Below are 18,746 nucleotides of genomic sequence, written 5' to 3' on the forward strand. Positions count from 1 at the left end.
CATTTATATACAGTTTATAACGCTAATCTAAAAAATTTAATCAGCTTTAATCTCTATTTTTTATGGAAAATTAGCTAATACAGGGCGCTTTTTCCTGTGAATCTTCATTTACTGGGCTGACAAAGACGCAGGTAAACCTTTGGGCGGGAAAACGCGGTGATTTATTCTGCGAAGAGCGGCCTGGGGGGAGGTGGGAAAGCCGCATGGCGATCGGGCGCGGGTTTACCGTAAACCACTTATTTTACTCGTTCCCCGCTTTGCGCCAACTCGGCAAGGGTTATGGGTTTAAGGGGAAAGCGCGCTCGCTGGTAGCCTACATCCTGCATCTTACGCTGTTGGGCGTGAGCCAGCAGTTGCGCCGCGTTTTGCCCACACATTCGCCCCTGACAGGCTCCCATTCCGCAACGGGTAAATGCTTTGAGCTGGTTGGCGCCGCTACATCCCATTTTTGCCGCCGAGCGGATATCACCTGCGCTGATCTGTTCACAGCGGCAAATCATCACACGGTCTTCCGGTTGGTCAGCGGCCTGCGGTACAGGATACAGTGCGGCAAGAAACGGCCTGATCGCCAACTGTTTATGCAGTGCCGTCTGTAACTGCTTTCCCTGTCTATTCCGTTCCTGAAGAGTGATAACGCCCGCGTCATGCAGTACCCCCAGCGTGGCGATTTGCCCGCTCAGTACCGAGGCCGCCGCGCCGACAATGCCGCTGGCATCACCGGCGATGTAAACGCCCGGCAGGCTGGACTGCTGCCAGTCGTCCAGTTCAGGTAACCAGTATTGGTATTGCTTATCCCAACTCAGACGGCAACCCAGCGCATTCGCCAACTGATTGGCAGGCGTAACGCCAATGTGACTCAGCACCGAATGGGTGGTCAGCCGGTGTGCTTTCCCCCGATGGGTGAAGTGGACGGCGCTGGCCTGCTCGTCACCCTCAATCGCCAGATTGCCGACGCCTGAAAAATAAGCAATGTTGGCTTTTTTTATTTCACGCAACAACTGCCAGCCTTTATACAGATAGCCTGGCGTATGCCGTAATGCGGCAGGCAGAAACGGCAGCGCGTTAAGGTAATGTCGGGGGGCGGTGGTGTCCAGAATGGCCTGAATATCTCCTCCGGCGCGTACCACCTGCGCGGCGAACAGCAATAGCAGCGGGCCGCTGCCCACCAACACGCTTTGCGACGGCGGGAGTAACCCGGCGGATTTCAGCAGCAACTGGGCCGCGCCCACGGTCATGGCGCCCGGCAGCGTCCAGCCCGGCATCGGGAACGTTCGCTCCTGTGCGCCGACGGCCAGCAAAATAAAGCGCGCCTGAATTTGATGGTTGCGGGTGACCTCGCCTTTTTCCAACAAAAAGACCTGTTTTTCCGGCGTGATTTGCCAGACCAGCGTATTGGGCAGATAGCGAATATGGGGGGAAAAAGCCTGTCCTGCAAGCTGGCGACCCGCGCTGTACTCGTCTCCAAAAATAGCGTTCGCATTGCTGATGGGCGAACGGGTCACATTACGATAAATTTGTCCGCCGGGCAGCGGGTTTTCATCCACCAGCCAGACGGTAAGCCCGGCCTGACTGGCTTCCTGTGCCGCTTTTAAACCCGCTGGCCCCGCGCCGACGATCAGCAAATCAACCGTTTTTCCTGCTGCGGTCTGGTGAGTATCATCACTGTTTTTCATTGCACCACCCTTGCGCCATGAGGAAATGCAATGCGCATACCGGCGCGTACCGGCGTCATACAACCCTGAATGTGTGGCGTGCCGTCCACCGTTACCCGGCATTCAAAACAACTGCCCATCATGCAAAAAGGCCCACGCGGCTGTTCATCAATGGCGGTTGTACGGCAGGCGGTAAAGCCGTTGGCCAGCAGCGCGGCGGCGATAGTCCAGTCCGGGCTGGCCTGCAAGGCGTTGCCATTAACCCAGATGGTGACTGACTGCGGGCTAACTGACGGCAAAGGGTGAAAGTGTAAATCGCTGGACATTGAACGCCTCAAAAAGATGGTGAAGTTTCCCGCCGAGGACCCAATCCGGCAGAAGGTTGCTGTGTAACGCGGCCAGCGTGACGCCGCTGTGACAGGTGACGGCAAACGCGCCGGGGTGACTGCCGGACGTATCGTAAACCGGGAGGCCGTCAGGCGTCATAATGCGTAATGCGCCCCAGGCGCGCACGATCCGTACCTCAGCCAGCGACGGAAAGGCCGCCAGCGCCCGTTGCGCCATATCGCGCTGAATAGCCGGCAACGTACCGTCATTCATCCCCACATGTTCATGCGAGTCGCCGATCATCACCGTACCTTCCTGCGTCTGGCGCAGCATGTTGCTGGGATAGTCGATCAGCAGCGCCAGACGTTCGGTTATCATCACCTGTCCGCGCACCGGCTCTATCGGAATAGATAATCCAACCTGTAACCCAAGCCGGGTATTCTCCAGTCCGGCGGCCAGCACAATCCGCTGCGCACGGAATTCGCCGCGTGAGGTATGCAGGATAAAACCAGTGGCATCACGCTGAATTTCACTGACCGGCGATGAGGGGAAATAATCTCCGCCCGCCTGTATAAAAGCTTGCGACAGCGCCCGCAGCGTCAGCAGCGGGTTGACGTGACCGTCATGAGGCGAATAGATGGCGCCGGCAACCTGCGGCGAAATGGCAGGGACATGCTGACGCAAAGTCTCTGCGCGCCATACCTGATAGCTGAAATGGGGGTTACCCCGGCGCAATTTCCGCATCGCTTGTTCAGCCTGTTCCAGCGCATCATGGCTGAGACAAATATTCAAACCGCCGGGGCGGCGAAAACCGCAGTCGATACCCGTTTTCGTTTGCAGACTTTGGGCAAAATCCTGCCATTGCGAAGCGGCAAGACAGGACAACGCATTATAGGATGGGCAGGTTAACCCTTTACCCTGAACCCAAACCAGTCCGAAATTACCGCGTGAAGCCCGGAAGTCGCGATCGCCGCCATCGCAAACCGCCACGCTGATCTTTTTCTGACTCAGGCCGTAAGCGATGGCATGACCTACAATACCGCCGCCGATAACCACCACATCATAGTGCCGATTGATATCGTGCCGATTCATAACTGACGATTCCTGCGCCGATGCAAGGGATATATGCCGGTTCTGTCGTGCCGGATTCATTAACCGGCTATTCATGGAAAATTTCTTCTGTTCTTTTAACGGGCCTTGGCTAAGTTGCTGTCAAATTAACAAATATATATTTTATATTGTATAAACTTTACGGAATAACGATTCTCATAAACTGCAAATGAGCGCAGGCCGCGTTGTACTGGCGGGTTGAGGGTAATAGTCACCCGCTCCGGCGACGCTTCAACCAGAGGGGCAGCCCGAAAAGAGCGGGAAAAAATAAGTTTAAAGTTAATTGTGAGGCGCAGTGGCAGTCTGTGAAATGACGGTTTGGTTCTGCTGTTCGCTGTGTGAAATGCGATCGTGCGTTGAGGTTTTATCACTACCTGCCCGGTAATAGTCGTAGGGGAGCAGCAGGGTATCGGCCACAGCGGAAAATGGCAGGTCGAGAATCACCAGCGGCATCATTGCCCAACTGGTGTCGTCATCGCGCAACATATCCATACTGGCCCGTGTACCGGGATAGTACCCCTGATCGCTGCCGGTGTGCGTCATTACGCTGGAACAACCGGCGGTTGCCATCACTCCGCTGCCGGTGATGATAAAAGAGAATAAAGCACTTTTCAGCATGGTTATATTACCGTCCATTAGAGATAGCGCGCCATGATTTACTATATACCTCGCAGCGCCAGATGAGCGCAATTCCATTATTTACGCTACGGCGATTCTTTAAATTGTATTGTTAAGTGTATGTGATAACCCGCGCTTCACCGGTGAATTTTGCATGAAAATACTAATTTTTGTTATCGGCCTATTGAAAGTCTGACAGAGGTCGCCATATTGATTACACGTCCGGCGAGAAAGATACGCCGTAAGGGTGTCTATCCGGGCTGCGAACCTGTCCTTAGGGAAGGTTGATTATGAATCCTCGCTGAATTTTTAGGAGGCTGTTTTATGCGTAACCCTGACTTTTCCCCGCTTTATCGTTCCGCTATTGGTTTTGATCGCCTGTTCAATCTGCTGGAAACCGGCCAAACCCAAAGTAATGGCGGTTATCCCCCTTACAACGTCGAATTAGTCGACGAGAATCAATACCGTATCGCCATTGCTGTCGCCGGTTTTGCTGAACATGAGCTGGATATTACGGCGCACGACAATTTATTGATCGTAAAAGGGGCACATGCCGGTGAACCGGTAACCCGTAACTACTTATATCAAGGTATTGCCGAGCGTAATTTTGAACGCAAGTTCCAGTTGGCTGAACATATTCAGATCAAAGGCGCCAATCTGGAAAACGGTTTGCTGTATATCGATCTGGAACGCATTGTGCCGGAAACGATGAAACCACGCCGGATCGAGATTAAATAACCGGTATCCGCGCCTGCGTTCATACATTAGCGAATTAATCGACTAAACATCGTCCGCCGCATGGGGATGAACCCAGTAACCTCGCCGTGACTGGGAGAGACGGTCTCGCTTCATAGAAGGAGTAAATTATTATGCGTAACTATGATTTATCACCACTATTACGTCAGTGGATCGGTTTTGACAAATTAGCCAGTTCGATGGGGAGCCAGGAGTCTATTGAATTTCCTCCCTATAACATTGAGAAAAAAGACGATAACCATTATCGCATCACACTGGCGTTGGCGGGTTTTCAGCAGCGTGAGCTGGATATTGAAGTAGAAGGCCCGCGCCTGACGGTGAAAGGGAATCCGACGCCGACAAAGAAAAAAGTTGAGTATCTGCATCAAGGGCTGGTGTTTAAGCCATTTTCCCTGGGCTTTACGCTGGCGGAACATCTGCATGTCTCTGATGCTCAGTTTGAACACGGGTTGCTGCATATCGATCTGGTTCGTGAAGTACCAGAAGCATTGCAGCCGCAGCGAATTGCTATCGGCACTAGCCGTCCGGCATTGACCCAGGCGTCAGCTGACGATAAGTCATAATTTTCGTTTATAACCATTTTGTTTGTTTTGCCCGCCGCTTTGCCGAGTAGCGAGCATTTTTCGGGGCGGGCTATTCCTGCCCGCCACCCTTACGGGCCGTCGCTGATGCGACGTCAAAAGTAATGGAAATTTTTTGTGCTGCCCGCCACGTTTCCCGCCGTGCCATTCTGCCAGAATCAATAACAGTAAAAGCGTATTCTCAACTGAATAGCTTGTTTTTACTCTTATTCTTTCCATGAAGATACGTCCACACAAGGATACAAGGTATGAGTGATATTGCGCTTACCGTTAGTATGCTGGCGCTGGTGGCGGTTCTGGGGTTATGGATCGGCAACTGGCGGATTTATGGTGTAGGTTTAGGGATTGGCGGGGTTTTGTTTGGTGGGATCATCGTCGGGCATTTTGCCGAGAGCTATCAGTTTACGCTGAATGGCGACATGCTGCATTTTATTCAGGAGTTTGGGTTAATTCTGTTTGTTTATACCATCGGCATTCAGGTTGGGCCGGGGTTTTTCGCTTCGTTACGCGTTTCTGGTCTGCGTCTCAACGGTTTTGCTATTCTGACCGTCCTCCTCGGCTGTGTAGTGACCGTTATCATTCATAAAATTTTCAATGTGCCTCTGCCCATCATACTGGGGATCTTTTCTGGCGCCGTAACTAACACGCCTTCTCTGGGAGCGGGCCAGCAAATTCTGACCGATCTCGGTTCCAGCAGCGCACTGGTCAATCAGATGGGGATGGGGTATGCCATGGCTTACCCGTTGGGTATCTGCGGAATTTTGCTGGTGATGTGGCTGATGCGTGTTTTGTTTCGCGTGGTGATCGATGCGGAAGCCAAGCAGTTTGACAACAACAGCGGTATGCATCATGAACAACTGCATACCATGAATGTGGCCGTCACGAATTCAAACCTGCAAGGATTGGCCATTCAGGATGTACCGATTCTGAATCGTGATGCCATTGTGTGCTCTCGCCTTAAGCGTGGTGATGAACTGGTGGTGCCTTCCCTCACGACCATTATTCAACTGGGGGATTATTTACATCTGGTTGGCGCGAAAAGCGATCTGGAGCAAGCGCGGTTGGTTATCGGTAATGAAGTGGATACCTCATTATCGACCAGTGGCACAAAGTTGCACGTAGAACGGGTGGTGGTGACCAATGAGAAAGTGCTGGGACGTAAGATCCGTGAATTAAATCTGAAACAAAATTACGATGTGGTGATTTCCCGCCTTAACCGTGCCGGTGTCGAACTCATCGCCAGCAATAATGCCAGCCTGCAATTCGGCGATATTCTTAATCTGGTTGGGCGCAAGACCGCGATTGATGCGGTTGCCGATATTGTGGGAAATGCACAGCAGAAATTGCAACAGGTACAAATGTTGCCGGTGTTTATTGGTGTCGGACTCGGTGTATTGCTGGGATCTATCCCGCTGTTTATCCCCGGTTTCCCGGTAGCCTTACGGCTGGGGCTGGCTGGCGGACCACTGGTGGTTGCGTTGATTTTGGGGCGTATCGGCGGTATCGGCAAGCTGTATTGGTTTATGCCCCCCAGCGCCAACCTTGCCTTGCGCGAACTGGGTATTGTGCTGTTTTTGTCGGTTGTCGGGCTGAAATCGGGCGGTGACTTCATGGATACGCTGCTGTATGGCGATGGCATATGGTGGATTGGATACGGGGCGTTAATTACCATTATTCCGTTGCTGATTGTCGGTATTTTGGCGCGGGTGGTCAGCAAAATGAATTATCTGACGCTATGCGGTATGTTGTCAGGGTCAATGACGGATCCGCCGGCGCTGGCATTCGCTAATGGATTACATCCCACCAGCGGTGCGGCGGCGTTGTCTTATGCCACGGTGTACCCATTAGCGATGTTCCTGCGCATTATGTCGCCACAACTGTTGGCGGTTCTGTTTTGGGCGATGTGAAATACGCTCCGGCGGCTGCAAATAAAATCAAGATGAGGGGGAAACCTCTCCTTCGTTTTTTAGCTATCTTTTGCCAGGCATAATTTTATTATCATTACAAATATTGTGGTTTTATGTTTAATTCTTTGAGAATAAACTAAGTTAATTATATGTTCTCTAATTGTTGTAACTTATTGATTTTAAGATGTGATATTTACCAACTTAAATTAATAAATGGCGTGATAATTAACTTAATAAACATCTTTAGTAGTTAAAGTAAAGATGATGCTAAAGTGCTTTATAATATCATATTCCTATTAATCATTTGATTTGATAAAACGAGAAAAACCTGACCTGTTTTCTCGTCTTTTTTTCTGCTGATGTTCCCTGTTGTGCTAGTTAATACAGTATTAACCAGTAGGGTGATGAAGGAAGAATAATGAAATGCCAACTTCTCCACACGGGACATCCGTTGTAAATTAACGAATTCCGTTTAATGAAGAGTGGTGTTCTATGTCTGCGAATAGTGGCAGGTTGTTAAAGCTTCTGATTATAATTTGTATCGCCGGTGGGTTATGGCTACTCCCGGTTCCTGATGGTGTCAAGCCTGACGCCTGGCACCTAATGGCGCTTTTTATTGCCACAGTGGTTGGTCTGATCCTTTCCCCTTACCCGCTGGGCGCGATGGCGATGTTCAGTCTGACGTCGGTCGTCATATTGGGCTTGCTCTCCATTAAAGATGTTCTTGCTGGTTTCAGCGATCCGACCATCTGGATGATCGCCTGCGCATTCTTTATTTCACGCGGTTTTATTAAAACGGGCTTTGGCCGGCGTATCGGCTTGGTGTTTATCAGCAAACTGGGTAATAGCTCGCTGGGGCTGTCTTATGGGCTGGTGTTCACCGACTTGTTGTTCGCCCCGGCCATGCCTTCAACATCAGCGCGCTGTGGCGGGATTATAACACCGCTGTTCCGTTCTATCGCTGAGGCCTATGACTCTACGCCGGAAAAAGGAACCCAACGCCGTATCGGCGCCTTTCTGGTGCAGTCCATTTTCCAGTGTAATGCCGTAACTTCCGCCATGTTTATGACTTCTATGGCCGGTAACCCAATGGTGGCTAAACTGGCCTCACAGTTCGATATTCATATCAGTTGGACTGACTGGGCGCTGGCAACGCTGTTACCCGGCTTCCTCTCTCTGGCTCTGATCCCCTATCTGATTTACCGTTTCTATCCGCCAGAGCTGAAGAAAACCTCAGAAATGCGGGCGATTGCGGTAGAACGTCTGCGTGAAATGGGGTCGATGAGCCGTGATGAATGGATCGTATTGGGCGTGTTCCTGGGGTTGGTTACGTTTTGGGTGCTGGGCTCTACGCTGAATATTGACGCCACTCTGACTGCGCTGGCTGGCCTGTGCGTGTTGTTGTTGAGCCGTGCACTGTCCTGGGACGATGTTATCGGTGAAAAGGAAGCCTGGCATACCGTGGTGTGGTTCGCGGTTCTGATGACGCTGGCCGGTCAGCTCAATAAGATGGGATTGATCGCCTGGCTTGGCGGGCTGGCAGGCGGCGCCGTGAGCGGTATGCATTGGCTGCCGATGCTGGGTCTGCTGTTGCTGATTTACTACTATAGCCACTATTTGATGGCAAGTGCGATTGCCCATATCAGCGCCATGTATGCAATTTTCGTATCGATTGCCCTGGCGGCGGGCGCGCCTCCAATGCTGACGGTTATCGTCTTTGGTATCTTCAGTAACCTGTTTATGTCCACCACTCACTACTCCAGCGGCCCGGCGCCGATTCTGTTCGGCTGTGGTTACATGCCGTTAAGCACCTGGTGGAAGATCGGCTTCTTTGTCAGCCTGGTGATCATCCCTATCTGGCTGGTGGTTGGCGGTATGTGGTGGAAAGTGCTCGGTTACTGGTAAGGCCAGAGAGATCCCTTGCCTTTAAATCGATTTATGTCTCTTCCTGAAATGACGCTCTTTGCCACCTGCTGGTAAAGAGCGTTCAGTGTTTACAGCGCTACGCGAAAAGCGATGAAACAGTATAAGATAACGGTGTGATGATGGTCATTCCGGAGAGCGACATGAGCAAGAAAAAAACACCGTTGAAACTGGGAACATCGGTGTTTCTGATGGTTTCGGCTGTGATCGGGGCTGTGCTGCTGGTGGTGTACGCTTTACTGTTTTTCCGCATTAACCAATTATCAGAGGATCACCTGCGGGAAAAAGCATTTGCCATTGCCCGCACGTTTGCCGCTTCACCCATGATCATTGATGAACTGCAAGGGATTGGAAACGCGAGTTTGGTGCAGAAGGAGGCAGAAATTATCCGTCTGCGTAATCAGTTGCTCTTCGTTACCGTCACCGATATGGACACTATTCGCCATACCCATCCTGAGCGGGAAAGGATTGGTGAACACTTTGCAGGCCGGGATATTTATCCAGCCTTGCTGGGGATGGAGAATACCTCAATTAACCGGGGTACCCTTGACCCGGCGCTGCGGGTTTTTACGCCGGTTTTTGATGGTAATAACAGGCAGATTGGCGTTGTGGCATTGGGTATCGCGCTTACCAGCGTGCAAAAGGTCATCAGTGAGAACCGCTGGATGATCCCCTGGACTATCCTGGCGGGGGCGCTGGTTGGCTGGTTGGGCACCTTGATTTTAGTGAAAATACTCAAACGAATTATGCTGGGATTTGAACCGTTTGAGATCTCTAATCTGTTTGAGCAGCGTAATGCCATGTTAAAGCAGATTACGGAAGGGGTGATTGCCGTTGACGGGTACGCACGTATCACGGTGATTAATGATGAGGCCAAACGGCTGTTTCGACAGAGTAACCTGCTGGTCAAAAAAACATCAGAGAGCGTTAGCGAACAGTGGCTGGAACACTTGCATATGCAACAGGTGCTGGAGAGTGGTATCCCTCGCCGCGATGAGGAAATTAATGTCAACGGGCATCTGTTGCTGACCAATACCGTACCGGTGTTTGTTAAGGGCGATATTGTCGGCGCGATCGCCACATTTCGTGATAAAACGGAAGTCAGCCAGTTGCTACAGCGTTTGAGCGGGATGTCTTACTATGCGGATGCCTTGCGGGCGCAGTCGCATGAATTCATGAACAAACTGCATGTAATACTGGGGATGCTGCACTTAAAATATTATTCTCAGTTGGAAGATTATATTTTAAAAACAGCCAATAACTACCAGGCGGAAATTGGTTCAATTATCCGTAAAGTAAAATCTCCTGTGATCGCTGGTTTTTTGTTGGGTAAAATTAACCGTGCCCGCGATCTCGGCATTACGCTATCGATCAGCGAAGAGAGCCTGCTGCTGGATACGGATGATGTTGATGCAACCAATGAATTGATCACCGTATTGGGCAACCTGATTGAAAATGCGATGGACGCCATCGATGGGCAGGAGAATTGTGAAATCAGCGTGAGTTTCCACCATCAGGATGGGCGTTTGCATTGCACGGTTGGTGATGATGGCCCAGGCATTGCGCTGGAAGATCAGGCGCGCATTTATGAGCAGGGTTTTTCCACTAAAGGCAGTGGACGTGGCATCGGCCTGTATTTGACCAGACAGAGTTTGGAAAAGATCGGCGGAAACATCGATTTTGAGTCGGAACCTGAGGTGTATACCCAGTTTTTCGTTAACATTCCTTATCAAGCAAGGTTGTTTGACCATGATTAATGTACTGATTGTTGATGACGATGCAATGGTTGCAGAACTCAACAAATCTTATCTGAATCAGGTTTCCGGATTTAGCTGCTATGCAACGGTACCCACGTTACAGCAAGCAAGAAACTTATTGATGCAACCTGATTCAGAAATTGACCTGGTTCTGCTGGATATTTATATGCAGCAGGACAACGGACTGGATTTGTTGCCCACCATTCGTGAGTTCAGTGAAAAGACGGATGTGATCATTATTTCCTCCGCCAGTGACGTGTATACCATCAAGAAAGCGCTGCACTATGGTGTGGTGGATTACCTGATTAAGCCTTTCCAATTCTCACGCTTTGAGCAGGCACTGACGGCTTATCGTGAAGAAGCGAATTTATTGAAACACCGCGACTTTGTGGCACAGTCCGATATCGATAACCTGATCCGCCGTACCAGCGGTAGCCCTGCCAGTGAGCGCAAGAAGCTGCCAAAAGGGCTGACCAGCTTAACGCTGCGCACCGTGTGTGAGTGGATTGAAGGGAACCAGGGGGCGGAATTTTCAACGGAAATGTTGGCGAATGCCATTGGTATCTCTCGTGTGTCATGCCGTAAGTATCTGATCTACCTGGCGGACACTGGTATTCTTGCCACCAACATTCTTTATGGTTCAACCGGCAGACCGGTGTATCTCTACCGGTTGCTGCCAGAAAAGCAGGACGCGCTGCGGCAGTACTGCGAATAACGCGTCAGATAAGAGGTGAGGGCCGGGGCACGGCCCTGTCGTTTATTTACAGCATGTAGCCGCTTGCCTGGCGCAGCCATGCGCCAGCCCCCAGCAGACCGGGGTGAGGATGAGTAATCAGGTAAACCGGAATGTCGACCAGATAATCCTTAAACCGGCCTTTATCCTCAAAGGCGGTACGAAAACCGGAACTGAGGAAAAAATCCAGAAAGCGCGGCACAATCCCGCCAGCGATGTATACGCCGCCAAACGTCCCCAGAGTTAACGCCAGATTGCCGCCAAAACGCCCAAGCAGAGTGCAGAACAGCGATAATGCACGGCGGCAGTCCACGCAGCTATTTTCCAGTGCTTTTTCAGAAACGGCCTTTGGCGTCAGGGGCGCGGGGGTTCTGCCGTCGGAGATGACGATAGCCCGATACAGGTTGACGAGGCCCGAACCGGACAGAATACGTTCAGCCGATACATGACCAAATTCATCACGCAGTATTTTGAGGATGACTGACTCTTCCTCACTGTTTGGGGCGAAGTCTACGTGTCCGCCTTCACCGGGCAAGCTAATCCACTTATCGTTCGCCTGCACAAGATGCGCCACCCCCAGTCCGGTGCCCGCGCCATAGATCGCAACGGGTTTACCCGCTATAGCCTGCGTTCCTCCAAACTGAATCACATCATTCGGGCCGAGCGTAGGCACAGCCATACTGACGGCGGTAAAGTCATTGATAATGTCCAGACGATCAAAATTCAGATTCTGGGTTTGCTGCGCAATGGAAAAGGCCCAGCTATGGTTGGTCATGGCCACCCAGTCGCCGACGATAGGGCAGGCAATGGCGATACAGCCTTGTTTGACATTATGCGAAGCATGTTCAGCCAGAAAAAGCCGGATAACCGTTTCCAGACTGTCATGATCCGACACGGCATAATTTCTGTTGCACGATATCTCACCGCTTTCTAATGCGCAAAGCGCCAGACGTGCGTTGGTTCCCCCGACATCCCCTACCAGGGCATACTGATGCATAACGTATTATCTCCGATTAGATTTCAAGAATCTTACCTCTCATGTTTCAAGCGACAGTTCGCTCACCATTGGCATCCGGTTTTCCAGGCTGATGAGGATGGGGTCTGCACGTTGAAATGCATTGGGTATATATAAACAGAAATAAGGGGTGAAGGTTACTGTTGAGGCAGAAAATAAATAGGCCAGTCAGCAAGGCTGACTGGCCTGATCACAGGTAATGCGCGGTTGGTGAATTAGACGACCCAGCCCAGCAGCAGCGCAGCGCCAATGACTGTGGACGCCCCGCCGATACGGGTGGCGATCTGTGCGAAAGGCATCAGCGACATACGGTTGGAAGCGGAAAGAATGGCAACGTCGCCGGTTCCGCCCAGTCCGCTGTGACAAGTCGTGACGATGGACGCCTCTATCGGATACATGTTCAGGTAAGGTGCGATGAAAAAGCTGACCAGCGCCATGGAAAGCACCACAGAACCACAGACGATAACATAGCCGATAGAAAAGACGGATACGACGCTTTCCAGCGGGATATACAGCATTCCTAATCCAATCATCAGCGGCCACACCAACGAACTGGAGACAAACTTGTAAACGCTGTGCGCCCCGGTTTCCATACTGGAAGGGATAACGCGGCTGTATTTACAGAATACGGCAATCAGAATCATCAGTACCGGGCCTGGAATATGCACCAGTTTTTCAAACAAACCGCCGACAATGAAGAATGCGCAGATCATCAGCAGGCCGCCGCCCATCAGGTGGAAATCAACAGGTTTAGGCGCTTCGGTCACGGCAAAAATCGCATTGTCTTCATCGCTACGCACCAGACGGCCTTCACCGGTCAGGTCTTTGCGGCGCATTCCAAGACGAGACAATATGCCCGCACAGAAAATGGCGAAAATATTCCCGACAACAGCGGCAGGCGCCAGTTGCGCGACATACACATCAGGTGATTCGCCTAAAATAGCGGAATAGGCCAGCGATAATGGCAGGATGCCTTCACCGATACCGCCGCCGATGATCGGGACAATAATGAAAAAGAAAGTATGGTAGACGCTGTAGCCGCAGAGTTTACCGACCAGTAAGCCCGTCACTAAGGCCGTCGCCGTACCCACCACCAGCGGAACGAACATACGGATCATGCCTTGAATCAGAATCTTCCGGTTCATACCCAGAATGCTGCCGACCACCAGACAGGCAATGACGAAATACAGAAAATTCGCTTCTTTCATCAGCAGATGCGTGGTCTTCATGGTGTTTTCATTAAACACATCAAAATACACCAGAATAGAAGGCACCATCAGGCAGAGAATGGCCGGGCCGCCGATATCCTTAAACACGGGGATGGTGTGCCCGATATGGGCTAGTAGAAAGCCCATCGTCATGATAATGGCGAAGCCGCCGATCATATTTCTGGGTAAGAAACCGGTATATGCGGCAATAAAAACAATTGCCGCGATGGCAATAAAAAGAGGGACTGGCACGGAACCAATTTTCTTTTTGAAAATAGCCTCCATAAATGAGAGGGATGTAGATGTTTCTATGGCGAGATTGTTCTCACATAGAATATCAGTTTCAGTTTTTTTCATTGTATTCACCCTGCTATGTCAGTACGGTACAGGAAAACCTGTGTTCATTTTCAGAAAGATAAAAAATCCATTTTTTTGTTTCTTATCAATTTTTTAATAAAAAACTAGAAATGGTAGAGGTTGTTTAACGAGTATTTTTATTAGTTGGTAATCTAGCATGGGTGAATGTTAAAAATAATACTTCATTTCATTATTTGTGAACTTATTAGCAACTCCTTTTTAAATAACTTATATTATTTTTTTGTAGTTAAATTAATCTTCGGGGGGTGTCGGACGGTTTATGAAGGGGGTAACAGGGCCAACGTTGAATATGAGATAAAATATCACGTTATTAGAATAAGTAAATAAGTGATCCAGATATTAATTAAAGTATTTTTATAGATAAAAACTTAAATTATTCTATGAAAAGAAATAAATAATAAAAAATGCAACGCCACCTTTGAAATCATTCCTCTTTATCTGCCTGTCTGTGAGGAAGCGTGGCGAACACATCAACGGGCATGGATGAGTGAGGGTGGCCAAAGCACCTGCAACTTGAAAGACGAAGGGTATATAAAGTTTTTTTATGAGGCGTAGATAGTATATCAGATTCTTATGATTTTTATTTAAGTATCAATTTTTCTTATATTTTATTAGCATTTTTACCTATTATTCGCGCTTTATACAAAAAATAGTGCTCATATTTTGGAATATATAGGGCTATTACTATAGTTTTTTTATTGGTGGTAATTTCTTTCTCTGTGCCTTTTTTTGGTTGGTATGACTGATTTTTCATATATTTATGAAATATAGCTCTTTATTTTTTTATAAATTCAGTATTTTAAATAATCTCCGGCAGTGCCATAGGTTTGTAAATCCCCACAACTTGTATTGACGTCACCGTGATCTGTTGACAGATTTAAGACGTTATAAGGAAGAAAGCAGCGGATACCCGAATGATTCCACGTATTCATTGAGTACCGTGGGCTTTTTGCACCCTGTCGCAGGACGCTTCCTTGGCTATTTTCGGGCAAAGGGTACGGACCACAGCAGTTAAAAATACCGGTCTGACCGCATGAACACACAACATCATCCATAATAGCGGAGCAAAATAATGGGAAATTCCCCGGTTAAATCAAAGGCACTGAGGATTGGGCTTGGCTTATTAGCCCTGTCTGCCGCGGCTGGATTACAGGCCAAAACATTGGTCTATTGTTCAGAAGGTTCCCCGGAAGGGTTTAATCCACAGTTGTTTACTGCCGGTACTACGTTTGATGCCAGCTCTATTCCGATTTACAACCGCTTGATCGAGTTTAAAAGCGGCACCACGGAGATTGAGCCCGGTCTGGCTGAGAAGTGGGAGATCAGTGAAGATGGCAAAACCTACACTTTCCACCTGCGCAAAGGGGTGAAATGGCAGGAGAGTAAAGACTTCAAGCCGTCGCGTGATTTCAACGCCGATGACGTACTGTTCTCATTCCTGCGTCAACAGGATACGAATCATCCCTATCATAAAGTGTCTGGCGGCAGCTATGAGTACTACCAGGGCATGGGGATGCCGGATTTAATCAGCAAGATTGAAAAAGTGGACGACTATACCGTCCGTTTCGAGCTAACCCGTTCGGAAGCGCCGTTCCTGGCTGACCTGGCGATGGACTTCGCCTCCATCATGTCTGCGGAGTATGGCGATAACATGCTGAAAGCCGGTACGCCGGAGAAGATCGACCTGAACCCAATTGGCACCGGCCCATTCCAGTTGCAGCAGTATCAGAAAGACTCCCGCATTCTGTATAAAGCGTTTGATGGTTTCTGGGGTAAAAAACCGGGAATCGACCGCCTGGTATTCTCCATCACGCCGGACGCGTCTGTACGTTACGCCAAGCTGCAAAAGAATGAATGCCAGATTATGCCGTACCCTAATCCGGCCGATCTGGCGCGGATGAAGCAGGATAAGAACATCACGCTGCTGGAAAAACCGGGCCTTAACGTTGGTTATCTGGCTTTCAATGTGCAGAAAAAACCACTGGATGAGGTGAAAGTCCGTCAGGCGCTGACGTATGCGGTAAACAAGTCCGCCATTATTGAGGCGGTATATCAGGGCGCGGGGCAAGCGGCGAAAAACCTGATCCCACCGACCATGTGGAGCTATAACAATGATATTCAGGACTACAGCTACGATCCGGAAAAAGCCAAAGCGTTGCTGAAAGAAGCGGGTATGGGGGACGGTTTCACCATCGATTTGTGGGCCATGCCGGTGCAACGGCCTTATAACCCGAATGCGCGCCGTATGGCTGAGATGATCCAGTCGGATTGGGCCAAGATCGGTGTGCAGGCCAAGATTGTCACCTATGAATGGGGCGAGTACCTCAAACGTGCCAAAGATGGCGAGCACCAAACCGTGCTGATGGGATGGACGGGCGACAATGGCGATCCGGATAACTTCTTTGCCACGCTGTTTAGCTGCGATGCGTCAGAAAAAGGATCGAACTACTCCAAATGGTGTTACAAGCCGTTTGAAGATCTGATCCAGCCTGCACGTTCGACATCCGATCATGAAAAACGGATCGAACTGTATAAACAAGCCCAGGTGGTGATGCACGATCAGGCACCGGCATTGATTGTGGCGCACTCCACCGTGTACGAGCCGATCCGTAACAATGTGAAAGGCTATGTTATTGAACCGCGTGGCGTACACAGCTTCAACAACGTGTCACTGGATTAATTCAACCCGTCATTTCATGGGCAATACTGAGCCTTGTCTCTGCCACGTCGCTGATGATGTGGCGCAGGCAAGGCTTTATGCCCGTCAAATTACCGATGTGAGCATAAATAAGCCCGGTAGCCGATGAGCGATCGGGCATTTATAGAGAGTTCGGGCTATGTTGCAGTTCATACTCCGGCGTTTGGGACTGGTTATCCCAACGTTTATTGGTATCACCTTACTGACTTTTGCTTTTGTGCATATGATCCCGGGCGACCCGGTGATGATCATGGCCGGGGAGCGCGGAATTTCCGCTGAACGCCACGCACAATTGATGGCCGAAATGGGGCTGGATAAGCCGCTTTGGCAGCAATACGTTCATTATATTACCGGTGTATTACAGGGTGATCTGGGCATTTCCCTCAAAAGCCGTATTCCCGTCTGGGACGAATTTGTCCCGCGCTTTAAGGCGACGCTGGAGTTAGGCGTCTGCGCGATGATTTTTGCCATTAGCGTGGGGATCCCGGTCGGCGTACTGGCGGCGGTAAAACGCGGCTCCATCTTCGATCACACCTCCGTCGGGCTGGCATTGACCGGCTACTCCATGCCCATTTTCTGGTGGGGCATGATGCTGATTATGCTGGTTTCGGTTCATCTCGACTTGACCCCCGTGTCGGGGCGTATCAGTGATATGGTTTTTCTTGATGAAAGTATGCCGCTTACCGGATTCATGCTGATTGATACCCTTTTCTGGGGGGAACCGGGTGACTTCGTTGATGCGGTGGAGCACATGATCCTGCCCGCCGTGGTGCTGGGCACCATTCCGCTGGCGGTGATCGTGCGTATGACGCGCTCCGCCATGCTGGAGGTGCTGGGCGAGGACTATATCCGTACCGCCCGCGCCAAAGGGTTAAGCCGTTTGCGGGTGATCGTGGTGCACGCGTTGCGCAATGCCATGCTGCCGGTGGTCACGGTTATCGGGCTACAGGTCGGTACGCTGCTGGCCGGCGCCATCCTGACGGAAACCATCTTCTCCTGGCCGGGGCTGGGGCGCTGGTTGATCGATGCATTGCAGCGTCGTGATTATCCGGTGGTACAAGGGGGCGTGCTGCTGGTGGCCACCATGATTATTCTGGTTAACTTGCTGGTGGATGTGCTCTACGGCGTGGTGAATCCACGTATCCGTCATAAGAAATAAGGGGGAGGCTGAGATGACACAACTTACTGAGCCGGTTGTAAATAGCGCGCCCAGGCCGATGACCCCGATTCAGGAATTCTGGCACTATTTCAAACGTAACAAAGGGGCCGTGGTTGGCATGACCTATGTCGTGCTGATGCTGATTATTGCGGTTGGCGCGAATGTACTGGCGCCTCATGCGCCTTCTGAGCAGTTCCGCGATGCATTACTCAACCCACCGGTGTGGCAGGAGGGTGGAAGCTGGAAGTTTATTCTGGGCACGGATGATGTTGGCCGTGACGTGCTGTCCCGCCTGATGTATGGCGCACGATTATCGCTGCTGGTCGGGTGTCTGGTGGTGGTGCTGTCACTGATTGTGGGGGTGATTTTTGGCCTGCTGGCGGGTTACTTCGGCGGCGTGGTTGACGGCCTCATCATGCGTATTGTCGATATCATGCTGGCGTTGCCCAGCCTGTTGCTGGCACTGGTGCTGGTGGCGGTCTTCGGGCCGTCGATTGTTAACGCCTCGCTGGCGCTGACGTTTGTTGCATTGCCGCACTATGTTCGTTTGACCCGTGCGGCGGTGCTGGTTGAAGTGAATCGTGATTATGTCACGGCTTCACGCGTCGCTGGCGCGGGCGCAGTACGCCAGATGTTCGTCAATATTTTGCCAAACTGTCTGGCGCCGCTGATTGTGCAGGCTTCTCTTGGTTTTTCTAATGCCATTCTCGATATGGCTGCTTTGGGTTTCCTCGGTATGGGCGCACAGCCGCCAACGCCCGAATGGGGCACCATGCTTTCCGACGTTTTGCAGTTTGCGCAAAGCGCCTGGTGGGTGGTGACGTTCCCCGGCGTGGCGATTTTACTGACGGTATTGGCATTTAACCTGATGGGGGACGGCCTGCGTGATGCTCTCGACCCCAAACTCAAGCAGTAACAGAGGTA

Annotated in this window: 15 protein-coding genes; 9 read left to right on the forward strand and 6 right to left on the reverse strand. The window is 50.6% G+C overall.

Translation table 11 applies throughout. The features are described 5' to 3' along the window. Positions 1 to 236: 236 nt before the first annotated feature. The 4 genes from BIY29_RS10770 to BIY29_RS10785 form a co-directional block, all read right to left on the reverse strand. Positions 237 to 1,673: an NAD(P)/FAD-dependent oxidoreductase gene (locus BIY29_RS10770; protein ID WP_170158919.1), complete on the reverse strand. Its 1,437-nt coding sequence runs from the start codon at positions 1,671 to 1,673 to the stop codon at positions 237 to 239. Beyond that, entirely contained in the window at positions 1,670 to 1,978 is a 309-nt protein-coding gene (locus BIY29_RS10775) for a (2Fe-2S)-binding protein (protein WP_121575129.1), read from the reverse strand. Before BIY29_RS10775 ends, BIY29_RS10770 begins: the two co-directional genes overlap by 4 nt. Next, the gene (locus tag BIY29_RS10780) at positions 1,938 to 3,071 is read right to left on the reverse strand and encodes an NAD(P)/FAD-dependent oxidoreductase (RefSeq protein ID WP_240630094.1); all 1,134 of its coding nucleotides are present in this window, start codon (positions 3,069 to 3,071) and stop codon (positions 1,938 to 1,940) included. Before BIY29_RS10780 ends, BIY29_RS10775 begins: the two co-directional genes overlap by 41 nt. A 297-nt stretch (positions 3,072 to 3,368) precedes the next feature. After that, on the reverse strand, positions 3,369 to 3,713 hold the full coding sequence (locus tag BIY29_RS10785) for a YceK/YidQ family lipoprotein (protein ID WP_121575179.1): 345 nt from the start codon (positions 3,711 to 3,713) through the stop codon (positions 3,369 to 3,371). A gap of 318 nt (positions 3,714 to 4,031) precedes the next feature. Between BIY29_RS10785 and ibpA the strand changes: the two genes are divergently transcribed. The 6 genes from ibpA (at position 4,032) to dcuR (ending at position 11,346) form a co-directional block, all read left to right on the forward strand. After that, a complete protein-coding gene (gene ibpA / locus BIY29_RS10790) occupies positions 4,032 to 4,445 on the forward strand; it encodes a small heat shock chaperone IbpA (protein ID WP_121575130.1) in 414 nt (137 codons plus the stop codon). 131 nt (positions 4,446 to 4,576) lie between these two features. After that, positions 4,577 to 5,026 (forward strand): small heat shock chaperone IbpB, encoded by a 450-nt coding sequence (gene ibpB / locus BIY29_RS10795; RefSeq protein ID WP_121575131.1) that lies wholly within the window; start codon positions 4,577 to 4,579, stop codon positions 5,024 to 5,026. A 266-nt stretch (positions 5,027 to 5,292) separates the two neighbouring features. Then, the gene (locus BIY29_RS10800; RefSeq protein WP_121575132.1) at positions 5,293 to 6,951 is read left to right on the forward strand and encodes a putative transporter; all 1,659 of its coding nucleotides are present in this window, start codon (positions 5,293 to 5,295) and stop codon (positions 6,949 to 6,951) included. Between the two features lie 492 nt (positions 6,952 to 7,443). Next, positions 7,444 to 8,856 carry a DASS family sodium-coupled anion symporter gene (locus BIY29_RS10805; protein WP_121575133.1) on the forward strand — a complete coding sequence of 471 codons (1,413 nt, stop codon included), beginning with the start codon at positions 7,444 to 7,446 and terminating at the stop codon, positions 8,854 to 8,856. A 161-nt stretch (positions 8,857 to 9,017) separates the two neighbouring features. Beyond that, positions 9,018 to 10,631: a sensor histidine kinase gene (locus BIY29_RS10810; protein ID WP_121575134.1), complete on the forward strand. Its 1,614-nt coding sequence runs from the start codon at positions 9,018 to 9,020 to the stop codon at positions 10,629 to 10,631. Beyond that, positions 10,624 to 11,346: a two-component system response regulator DcuR gene (gene dcuR, locus BIY29_RS10815; protein ID WP_121575135.1), complete on the forward strand. Its 723-nt coding sequence runs from the start codon at positions 10,624 to 10,626 to the stop codon at positions 11,344 to 11,346. The genes BIY29_RS10810 and dcuR overlap by 8 nt, the downstream gene beginning before the upstream one ends. Positions 11,347 to 11,392: 46 nt before the next feature. On the opposite strand, the gene glk is transcribed toward dcuR, so the two are convergent. Further along, positions 11,393 to 12,361, reverse strand: a complete 969-nt coding sequence (gene glk / locus BIY29_RS10820; RefSeq protein ID WP_121575136.1) for a glucokinase — start codon at positions 12,359 to 12,361, stop codon at positions 11,393 to 11,395. A gap of 233 nt (positions 12,362 to 12,594) precedes the next feature. Further along, entirely contained in the window at positions 12,595 to 13,944 is a 1,350-nt protein-coding gene (locus BIY29_RS10825) for a 2-hydroxycarboxylate transporter family protein (RefSeq protein WP_121575137.1), read from the reverse strand. 1,093 nt (positions 13,945 to 15,037) lie between these two features. Between BIY29_RS10825 and dppA the strand changes: the two genes are divergently transcribed. From dppA to dppC, 3 genes are all read left to right on the forward strand, one after another. Continuing rightward, positions 15,038 to 16,645: a dipeptide ABC transporter periplasmic-binding protein DppA gene (dppA, locus tag BIY29_RS10830; protein ID WP_121575138.1), complete on the forward strand. Its 1,608-nt coding sequence runs from the start codon at positions 15,038 to 15,040 to the stop codon at positions 16,643 to 16,645. A 157-nt stretch (positions 16,646 to 16,802) separates the two neighbouring features. Beyond that, positions 16,803 to 17,822 (forward strand): dipeptide ABC transporter permease DppB, encoded by a 1,020-nt coding sequence (gene dppB, locus BIY29_RS10835; RefSeq protein ID WP_121575139.1) that lies wholly within the window; start codon positions 16,803 to 16,805, stop codon positions 17,820 to 17,822. A 13-nt stretch (positions 17,823 to 17,835) separates the two neighbouring features. Then, on the forward strand, positions 17,836 to 18,738 hold the full coding sequence (gene dppC / locus BIY29_RS10840; protein WP_121575140.1) for a dipeptide ABC transporter permease DppC: 903 nt from the start codon (positions 17,836 to 17,838) through the stop codon (positions 18,736 to 18,738). Positions 18,739 to 18,746: the final 8 nt, after the last annotated feature.

It is taken from the genome of Brenneria alni, from assembly GCF_003666245.1.
GTDB lineage: Bacteria > Pseudomonadota > Gammaproteobacteria > Enterobacterales > Enterobacteriaceae > Brenneria > Brenneria alni.